This is a genomic window from uncultured Methanofollis sp. (genome assembly GCF_937919355.1).
In the GTDB taxonomy this organism is placed as follows: domain Archaea; phylum Halobacteriota; class Methanomicrobia; order Methanomicrobiales; family Methanofollaceae; genus Methanofollis.
Genome location: NZ_CALFSA010000231.1, coordinates 1 through 9,746, shown reverse-complemented (window position 1 = coordinate 9,746; position 9,746 = coordinate 1). Strand labels below are relative to the sequence as shown.

At 59.9% G+C, this 9,746-nt stretch carries 10 protein-coding genes and 1 pseudogene; all 11 read left to right on the top strand.

The features are described 5' to 3' along the window. Positions 1–685 (top strand): 4Fe-4S dicluster-binding protein (locus Q0520_RS11345; protein ID WP_298670170.1); only part of this gene is annotated, 685 nt, incomplete at its 5' end. After that, entirely contained in the window at positions 686–1,111 is a 426-nt protein-coding gene (locus tag Q0520_RS11340) for a hydrogenase iron-sulfur subunit (protein WP_298670168.1), read from the top strand. Between the two features lie 18 nt (positions 1,112–1,129). Beyond that, entirely contained in the window at positions 1,130–1,531 is a 402-nt protein-coding gene (locus Q0520_RS11335) for a molybdopterin dinucleotide binding domain-containing protein (protein WP_298670166.1), read from the top strand. Beyond that, positions 1,531–2,847 (top strand): formylmethanofuran dehydrogenase subunit B, encoded by a 1,317-nt coding sequence (locus tag Q0520_RS11330; RefSeq protein WP_298670164.1) that lies wholly within the window; start codon positions 1,531–1,533, stop codon positions 2,845–2,847. The genes Q0520_RS11335 and Q0520_RS11330 overlap by 1 nt, the downstream gene beginning before the upstream one ends. A gap of 2 nt (positions 2,848–2,849) precedes the next feature. Continuing rightward, positions 2,850–4,559 carry a formylmethanofuran dehydrogenase subunit A gene (locus Q0520_RS11325; protein ID WP_298670162.1) on the top strand — a complete coding sequence of 570 codons (1,710 nt, stop codon included), beginning with the start codon at positions 2,850–2,852 and terminating at the stop codon, positions 4,557–4,559. A 10-nt stretch (positions 4,560–4,569) separates the two neighbouring features. After that, positions 4,570–5,370: a formylmethanofuran dehydrogenase subunit C gene (locus Q0520_RS11320; RefSeq protein WP_298670174.1), complete on the top strand. Its 801-nt coding sequence runs from the start codon at positions 4,570–4,572 to the stop codon at positions 5,368–5,370. Positions 5,371–5,710: 340 nt separating this feature from the next. Then, a complete protein-coding gene (gene mcrB / locus Q0520_RS11315; protein ID WP_298670160.1) occupies positions 5,711–7,018 on the top strand; it encodes a coenzyme-B sulfoethylthiotransferase subunit beta in 1,308 nt (435 codons plus the stop codon). Between the two features lie 13 nt (positions 7,019–7,031). Then, the gene (gene mcrD, locus Q0520_RS11310) at positions 7,032–7,502 is read left to right on the top strand and encodes a methyl-coenzyme M reductase operon protein D (RefSeq protein ID WP_298670172.1); all 471 of its coding nucleotides are present in this window, start codon (positions 7,032–7,034) and stop codon (positions 7,500–7,502) included. 4 nt (positions 7,503–7,506) lie between these two features. Beyond that, positions 7,507–8,136, top strand: coding sequence for a methyl-coenzyme M reductase I operon protein C (gene mcrC / locus Q0520_RS11305; RefSeq protein ID WP_298670159.1), 630 nt, complete (start codon positions 7,507–7,509; stop codon positions 8,134–8,136). Positions 8,137–8,150: 14 nt separating this feature from the next. Further along, entirely contained in the window at positions 8,151–8,915 is a 765-nt protein-coding gene (gene mcrG / locus Q0520_RS11300) for a coenzyme-B sulfoethylthiotransferase subunit gamma (RefSeq protein ID WP_298670157.1), read from the top strand. A 2-nt stretch (positions 8,916–8,917) separates the two neighbouring features. Beyond that, a pseudogene (locus Q0520_RS11295) lies at positions 8,918–9,746 on the top strand (methyl-coenzyme M reductase subunit alpha); the annotation flags it as partial.

The window sequence follows — 9,746 nt, the reverse complement described above, 5'->3', positions numbered from 1 at the left end:
CATGGACATCAGGTCCTTCGGCAAGATGTACGAGGAGTTCTACTACCGCATCCAGAACGAGGGTGCGAAGTTCATCCGCGGCCGTGTCGCCAACGTCCTTGAAGACGCCAAGACGAAGAACCTCCACGTCTATGCAGAGGACACTCTCCTCGGCAGACCGGTCGACATCGAAGTCGACATGGTGGTGCTCGCCGCCGCCGTTCAGCCGACCGCCGAGACCGACCACATCAGGCACCTCTTCGGCGTCTCCTGCTCGCAGGACGGCTGGCTCCTTGAGGCCCACCCGAAGCTCAACCCGTGCGGCACCACGACCGCCGGTGTCTTCCTCGCCGGTGTCTGTCAGGGCCCGAAGGATATCCCGGACACAGTCGCCCAGGCAGAAGGTGCGGCATCCGCAGCTTCCATCCCGATCCACACGGGCAAGGTCGAACTCGAACCGTACTTCGCCCAGTGCCTTGAAGACAAGTGTGCAGGCTGTGGCATGTGCGTGAACCTCTGCCCGTACTCTGCCCTCTCTCTCATCGAGAAGGACGGCAAGCAGGTCATGCACGTCACCGAAGCAAAGTGCAAGGGCTGCGGCACCTGCGGCGGCTTCTGCCCAGGCGGCGCGATCTACATGCAGCACTTTACCTCTCCGCAGATCCTGGCGCAGATCGATGCATTCCTCCTTGGAGGTGAGCAGTAAATGGCAGACGAAGAATGGAAACCAAAGATCCTCGCAATCATCTGCAACTGGTGTTCCTACGCCGGTGCAGACCTTGCCGGTAGCGCCCGTACCCAGTACCCGCCAGACGTCCGTGCCATCCGTATCATGTGCACCGGTCGTGTCGACCCGCTCTTCATCATGAAGGCCTTCGCCGACGGTGCCGACGGTGTGCTCGTCTCCGGTTGCCACTTTGGGGACTGCCACTACATCGCGGGCAACTACAAGTGCGCCAAGCGTATGTTCCTCATGAAGAGCATCCTCAAGGACCTTGGCATCGACGACCACCGTCTCAGGATGACATTCGTTTCCGCATCAGAGGGTGCAAAGTGGGCAAAGGTCATTGAAGACGTCGTCAAGACCGTCAAGGACCTCGGCCCGAGCCCCCTCAACCAGATGAAACAGTAACCTACGGAGGATGTTAGGGTGCCAGAAATTGAATTAAACCTCATATCAGGGCGTACGATCCAGCAGGGTGTATCCATGGAGGCGGGCAAGGAAAAGCCCGCCTACACCAAGGCCTGCGGCATCATCGAGATGGATGACGCCGATTTCAAGCGCCTCGGGGCATGGAGAAACACCAACGTACGCGTTACCAGCGAATTCGGCAGTGTCGTTGTTAAGGCAGTCCAGACGACCCAGGGGCCCCACCCGGGCCTTGCATTCATACCGATGGGTCCCTGGGCGAACATGGTCATCAACCCGAACACCTACTCCACCGGGATGCCGACCTTCAAGGGCGTGCCGGTCAAGGTCGAGGTCGCCGCAGATGAACCTGTGTACGACTCTCTCGACCTCGTCCGCAAAGCCTGCAGGGGTGAAATCTAATGGCGAAGATTGTAACCGACGTAGTCTGTCCGTTCTGTGGAACGCTCTGTGACGACCTTGAGGTCAAGGTCACCGATGACAACAAGAAGATCCTCGAGGTCTGCAATGCCTGTGTCATCGGCACGGAGAAGTTCCTCCACTCGCAGGCCGAAGACCGCCTGAAAGTCCCGCAGATGCAGGACGAAGAGGGGAACTGGAAAGAAGTCAGCATCAAGGATGCCGTCGAGTACACCGCACAGACGCTCTGCAATGCGAAAAAGCCGCTCATGTACGGCTGGTCCTCGACCAACTGCGAGGCACAGAGTGTCGGCCACGAGATCGCCGAACTTGTCGGCGCAGTCGTCGACAACACCGCAACTGTCTGCCACGGCACCACCCTTATCGCCGTGCAGGACGTCGGTGTGCCGAGCTGCACTCTCGGTGAGGTCAAGAACCGTGCAGACAGGATTGTCTTCTGGGGATGCAACCCGGCCCATGCCCACCCGCGGCACATGAGCAGGTACTCGATCTTCCCCCGTGGTTTCTTCACCGGGAAGGGCCACAAGGCAAGGAAGATGGTCGTCGTCGACCCGCGGAGCACTGACACCGCAAAGATGGCCGACGTCCACCTGCAGCTTGAACAGGGCAGGGACTACGAACTCCTGAGCGCTCTCCGTGTCGCTCTCCGCGGCGCACCTCTCCCCGAGACGGTCGCCGGTATCCCGAGAGAGACGATCCAGGACGTCGCCGCGACCCTCAAGTCCGGCCGCTTTGTGATCATCTTCTTCGGCATGGGTGTCACCCAGTCGCTCTCGAAGAACCACAACATCGACATGGCCATCTCGCTCACCCGTGACCTCAACGAGTACACGAAAGCGGCCATCATGCCGATGCGTGGTCACTACAACGTCACCGGCTCCGGCCAGGTGCTCGGCTGGCAGTTCGGCTTCCCGTACTGCGTGGACCTCTCCCGCGGCTTCGCCCGCTACAACCCGGGCGACTCGACCTCGAACGACCTGCTGCGGCGTGGCGAGGTGGACGCGGTCTTCGTCCTCGGGTCAGACCCGGGTGCACACTTCCCGATCTCGTCGGTGAAGAAGATCGCACACCTCCCGTCCGTCTGCGTCGACCCGCACCACACACCGACCTCTGCAGTCTGCAAACTCCACATGCCTGTGGCCTTTGTGGGCGTTGAGGAAGCCGGGTGCGCATACCGTATGGACAACGTTCCGATCGAGACCAGAAAGGTCGTTGAACCCCCCGAAGGTATGGTCAGCGATGAGGAGTTCCTGAAGATGGTCCTCAAGCGCGTCAGAGAAATCAAGGGGGTTGCGTAAACATGGCAGAATACCTCATCAAAAACGGATTTGTCTTTGACCCGATACTCGGGATCAACGGTGACAAGACCGATGTTGCCATAAAGGATGGCAAGATCGTCGAGTCCACCGCCCTCTCGAACCCCAAGGTCATCGACGCCGCAGGCAAGACCGTCATGGCCGCCGGTGTGGACATCCACGCCCACGTCGCCGGTCCGAAGGTCAATGTCGGCCGGAACTTCCGGCCCGAGGACAAACTCTTCACCTATGAAGCAGGGAACGGTGTCAAGAGGATGGCCGGTGGCTTCTCAGTCCCGACCGTCTTCAGGACAGGTTACCTGTACGCCAAGATGGGCTACGGCACCGTCATGGAAGCGGCCATGCCGCCCCTGTACGCCCGCCACACCCACGAAGAGATGCGGGACACCCCGATCCTCGACCAGGGTGCTTACCCGGTCTTCGGGAACAACTGGTTCGTCCTCGAGTACCTGAAGAACCACGAACTGGAGAATGTCGAAGCTTACATCTCCTGGCTTCTGCGGACCACCCGCGGCTACGCGATCAAGATCGTCAACCCCGGCGGCACCGAGGCCTGGGGCTGGGGCCTGAACTGCAACTCGATCCACGACCCGGTTCCGTACTTCGACATCACCCCGGCCCAGATCATGAAGGGTCTGATGGAGGCAAACGAGGCCCTGAGGCTCCCGCACTCCGTCCACATCCACACGAACAACCTGGGCAACCCGGGCAACTACGAGACCACCCTCGAGACCTTCAAGCTCTTCGAGGGCGCAAAGGCAAACAACGACTTCGGGCGCAAGCAGGTCATGCACCACACCCACGTCCAGTTCCACTCCTACGGCGGTGACAGCTGGGGGAACGTGGAGTCGAAGGCCGACGCCATCATGGACTATGTCAACAGCCATGACAACATGACCATCGACCTCGGCTGTGTGACTCTCGACGAGACCACGACGATGACCGCCGACGGGCCGTTCGAGCACCACCTCACCGAACTCAACCACCTCAAGTGGGCGAACACCGATGTGGAACTCGAAACCGCTGCAGGCGTCGTCCCGTACATCTACGGAAAGAACATCAAGGTCTGCGGTATCCAGTGGGCCATCGGCCTTGAACTCGCACTTATGGCGAAGGACCCGATGCGTGTGTTCATCACCACCGACCACCCGAACGCAGGTCCGTTCTTCCGGTACCCGCGGGTCATGAAGTGGCTCATGAGCAAGAAGGCCCGTGAGGCCGAGATGGACTCGCTCAAGTGGGCCGAGAAGGTCAGGGACGCCACGTTCCTCTCCGGCATCGACCGCGAGCTGACCCTCTACGAGATCGCGGCCATGAGCCGTGCAGGCACGGCACAGGCGCTCGGTCTCTCCAGCATGTACGGCAGCCTCAAGCCGGGTCTGCAGGCAGACGTTGCAGTCTACGACTACAACCCCGAGACTGCAGAGGACCCCGAACTCATCGAGAAGGCCTTCGGCAACGCGGCCTACCTCTTCAAGGGTGGCGAGGTCGTCGTCAAGGATGGCGATGTCGTCAGCAACGGCAACAAGAAGACGCTGTGGGTCGATGTCAAGGTCAACGACAACCCGCAGGTCCGCCGCGACGTCACCGAGAAGTTCCTCAGGTACTACACTGTCACTGAGGCCAACTACGAGGTGAACGAAAAGGTGTTCATGAAGAACCCGTACCGCATCGAGGTCGATGCGACTCAGTGAGGTGATGATGATGGAGACGGTAACACTTACACCAAAGGCCCAGCCTGACCTCTACATCGATGCAGAGAACATCACTCCTGACGCATTCGCCGGGAAGACCGCAGAGGAGATCGCAGCAATCCACGTGCACGAGGGGAACCAGACCGGTCTCCTCGGCACCTACTTCGAGGTCTCGGGCAAGGGCGGTGCGACCGCTGCCGAGACAAAGATCGTCATCAAGGGTGACGTCCTCAGGGTGAAGTACATCGGCATGCGGATGACTGCAGGCGAGATCCTCATCGAGGGTTCGGCCGACATGTACGTCGGTGCATGGATGGAAGGCGGCAGGATCCATGTCACGGGCAACGTCGACGCCTTCTCCGGCACGGGCATGAAGGACGGCGAACTTGAGATCGATGGCAATGCCGGCAACTACCTCGGCGCCGCCTACCGCGGCGACTGGAGGGGTATGCAGTCGGGGACAATCCGTGTCCACGGCAACGCCGGGTCAGATATCGGCACCTTCATGAACGGTGGCACGATCGTCATCGACGGCGATGTCGACGTCCATGTCGGCACCCACGCCGAGGGCGGCACGATCATCGTGAAGGGCAATGGCAAGTCCAAGATAGGCGGACAGATGGTGAAGGGGGACATTTATGTCTTCGGCACCATCGATGTCATGATGCCGGGATATGTCTACCGCGAGAACGTTGACCTGGAGGTCGACGGCACCAAGGCCACGTTTGCCATGTACGAGGGCGACATGGGCGAACGCCATGGCAAGCGGAAGGGACAGGTCATCTACGGCCACATTTACCAGAAATACTAAATTTAACCTCTTTTTTTCTTTTTATCGAAGCGCAGGCCCAGTTGTTATACGGCTCTGCCACCCATATCAATCCGTGCTACCCGGCAGAGGGTGTCGTCACACTGCCTCTTCTTTGCGGGGGATCAAAGCAGATATTGTTTCGATCCTCCCATATATACTGGGATATATATCAGGATTTCCGCCGCCGATAATCACAATCCTTATATGGCGAGATGATGAGTATGCAATTGTCCCTTGAGGGACGTGCAGTAGTGACTCCAGCGATTGTCAGCGACTCCTTTAGTAAACATTGCACAGTTACAGTACTGTATCGTAATTAAACCGAATCTGGAGGAATTATATGGCAAAATACTCAGACACGATTGACCTCTACGACGATGGGGGCAAACTCCTCAAGAGCGGTGTTGCCCTTGAGAAGGTCAGCCCGCTTGTGAACCCTGCGATCAAGAAGATGATCGACCTCACCAAGAGGACGATCGCCGTCAACCTCGCCGGCATCGAGAACGGTGTTAAGACCGGAGCGGTCGGTGGAAAGGCGAGTTCGATCGGCGGACGGAACCTCAACATCGATATCGTCAAGGACGCAGGCGCAATCGCAGAGAAAATTAAGTCGATGGTCCAGACGGAGGACGGCGACGACACGAAGCTCAAGGACTTCGGTGGCAAACTTCTCCTTGTAGAAGTCCCGAAGGCCCGTATCGAGGCTGCAGCAACGTACGACGCGGCCATCACCGCCGTCGCGGCGGCGACGACCTATGCGATCATCGACCAGTACGACATCGGGCCCTTTGACGCCCCGATGGTGAAGGCGGCGGTCTGGGGCACCTACCCGCAGACCATGGACATGAAGGGATCAAACGTCACGTCCATCCTGTCCATCCCGCAGAACAACGAAGGTCTCGGCTTTGCCCTGAGGAACATCCCTGCCAACCACGTCGTCATGATCACCGGCAGGAACGCCATGCAGGGTGCGGCACTCTCCTCGACCTTCGAGCAGGCCGGTCAGTTCGAGATGGGCAACGCCATCGGGCCCTTCGAGAGGGCACAGCTCCTTGGCTACGCCTATCAGGGCCTCAACGCTAACAACCTCGTCTACGACCTCGTCAAGAAGAACGGCAAGACCGGGACCATCGGTACCGTTATGCAGTCCCTTGTCGAGCGTGCGATCGAGGACAAGGTCATCGCACCGGGCAAGAAGGGCGGGTACTTCCAGTACTACGACACCAAGGACCCGATGCTCTGGAACGCCTATGCGGCGGCAGGCACACTCGCGGCCACCATGGTCAACTGCGGTGCCGGTCGGTTCGCCCAGGCCGTCTCCTCGACCCTGCTGTACTTCAACGACCTTCTCGAGCATGAGACCGGTCTCCCCGGCTGTGACTACGGCCGCGTGATGGGTACAGCCGTCGGCTTCTCGTTCTTCAGCCACTCGATCTACGGCGGCGGCGGTCCGGGTATCTTCAACGGCAACCACGTCGTGACCAGGCACTCGGCCGGCTTCGCCATCCCGTGCGTGGTCGCCGCCTGCTCTCTTGACGCAGGCACCCAGATGTTCTCACCTGAAGGCATGTCCAAGATCTACGGCGAGACCTACGGCAAGATCGACGAGTTCGCAAAGCCGCTGCAGAACATCGCAAAGGCGATCTAAGGTAATGGCCAAGATGACAGACGCCACATATCCCCAGTGCAGGATTGTGCCCGCACGTTTCCTCAACCCCGAAACCGTCGAAAAACTCCTCAACAGGCTCCTGGAGGTGGGCGGGATACGGAAGCTTGTCCTGAACGGACAGCGTATCCCCCCCACCGTCCCGTACGGCCCTGCCCGCGGTCAGCCGAACCCCCACCCGATGCGGAGGGTGATCAGGGTCGGCGATCAGGACGTGGAACTCCAGGTGCAGGTAGGGACGATCCTCCTCGAACTGGAGGACCGAGCCCCTATCGACGGGATCAGGAAAGCATGCGACGAGGTCTTCACGAAGTTCCCGTATTCACTGTCGGAAGGGAAGTTCATGAAGACTCAGGCGACCGTTTCAGACTATGCAAAATACGGGCCCGGCGCCGACGAACGGATCCTTGGAACCACAGATCCGAAAAGCCGCGGTGGGCCGCTCATCATCCAGGGAACAAAGTGATTACATGCCGATCGGAAGGGTAACCCAGGTAGTGGACTGCAGAGAGAGCATGGGAATGGGAAAAGGCGGGGGCCTTGCCCAGCGTGGGACCATTTCAGAATGCCGTCATCCGGACGTCATTGTCGTCGGGATGTCACCGGGACGCCGGCACGTCACAAAGCCGGTCTGTGACATCACGTCCGCCCTCAGGAGGGAAGGGGTGGAGTTCTCGGTCAGCACCCTCGTGCTGAACGCCGGTAGCGGCGTGCCTCCTGACGCTCCGAAGATTGCCGGATCAGTCCTTGGCGCCTACTTCGGGTTAACCGAGAAAGAGATCGAGCAGATAGAGGGGCATAAGGTCGCGATCCTCCACCACGGGAATGTGCGGTCCCATGTGGTGCAGAAGATCCGGTTCATTCTGGAGCACGTCGACGTCAAGGCCGTCGTCGTATCCCAGTGCCCGATCGACTACGAGGACCTTGCAAAAGAGGGCGTCAAAACCGCCCTCGTCATGCCTCCTCCTGAAAAAGTCAGGACAAAAGGAAGTGTGGAAGCGATCATCTCCGGTGTCACCAGAGGGCAGACACCCACTAGGGAGAAGATGGCCGATGTTATCGCTGCCGTTACCAGACTCATGAAAGAACAGACCAATTGAGGTGAAAATTGTCTATGGCATACAAACCACAGTTTGGACCGGGTATGTCCATTGTCGCCCAGAACAGGCGCAAGCAGATGGACCCGAACCACAAGCTTGAGAAACTCCGTGACGTGACCGACGAGGACATCGTCCTCATCCTCGGGCACCGTGCTCCGGGTGCGGCCTACCCGACCGCTCACCCGCCCCTGGCCGAGCAGCAGGAACCTGCCTGCCCGATCAGGAAGATCGTCACGCCGACCGATGGCGCGAAGGCCGGCGACCGTGTGCGTTACATCCAGTTTGCTGACTCGATGTTCAACGCCCCGTGCCAGCCGTACCAGAGGACGTACATGGAGTGTTACCGCTTCCGCGGTATCGACCCCGGCACCCTCTCTGGCCGCCAGATCGTCGAGTGCCGCGAGCGCGACCTCGACCAGTACTCCAAACTCCTCATCGAGACCGAGGTCTTTGACCCGGCCCGCACCGGCATCCGCGGTGCGACCGTGCACGGCCACTCTCTCCGTCTCGCAGAGGATGGCATGATGTTCGACATGCTCCAGCGCTGCGTGCTCGGCGCCGACGGCAATGTCAAGTACGTCAAGAACCAGATCGGCGAACCCCTCGACCGTGCCGTGAACGTCGGCAAACCGATGGACGAGAAGTGGCTCAAGGCGCACACGACCATCTTCCACTCCCTCGTCGGGACGCCTTTCCGCGAGGACCAGGAGTATGTCGAGTATGTCCAGCGTATCCACTCGCTGAGGACCAAATACGGCTTCATGCCGAAGGAGGTGTGATCATGGCAAAGATCGAGAGAGCACAGAAGCTCTTCCTGAAGGCACTCAAGGAGAAGTTCCAGGGACAGGACGTGCAGGCTGGAAAGACTGAGTTCTACAAGTTCGGTGGCATCCGCCAGTCCCCAAGGAAACTCGAGTTCATGAAGGAGTCCCGCGCCGTCGAGATGCAGCGCGGCATCTCCATGTACGACCCGGAGCGCTGCCACCTTGGCGGCCTGCCGATGGGCCAGCGCCAGTTGATGACCTACGAGGTCTCCGGCACCGGCGTCTTCGTCGAGGGCGACGACCTCCACTTCGTCAACAACGCCGCAATGCAGCAGATGTGGGACGACATCCGCAGGACGATCATCGTCGGCATGGACCTCGCCCACGCCACCCTGCAGAAGCGTCTCGGCAAGGAAGTCACTCCTGAGACGATCAACGAGTACCTCCACATCCTCAACCACGCCATGCCCGGCGCGGCCGTCGTCCAGGAGCACATGGTCGAGACCCACCCGGCACTCACCGAGGACTGCTACGTGAAGGTCTTCACCGGCGACGACGAACTCGCCGACGACATCGAACCCCAGTTCCTCCTGAACATCGAGAAACTCTTCCCGGGAAAGTCCGCGGAGGCCCTCAAGGCCGCAGTCGGCAAGTCGATGTTCCAGGCGGTGCACATCCCGACCATCGTCTCCAGGACGTGCGACGGTGGCACCACCTCCCGCTGGTCTGCGATGCAGCTTGGCATGTCGTACATCGCCGCCTACCGCATGTGCGCCGGTGAAGCGGCAGTTGCCGACCTCTCCTTCGCTGCAAAGCACGCCGGCGTCATCCAGATGGCCGACATCC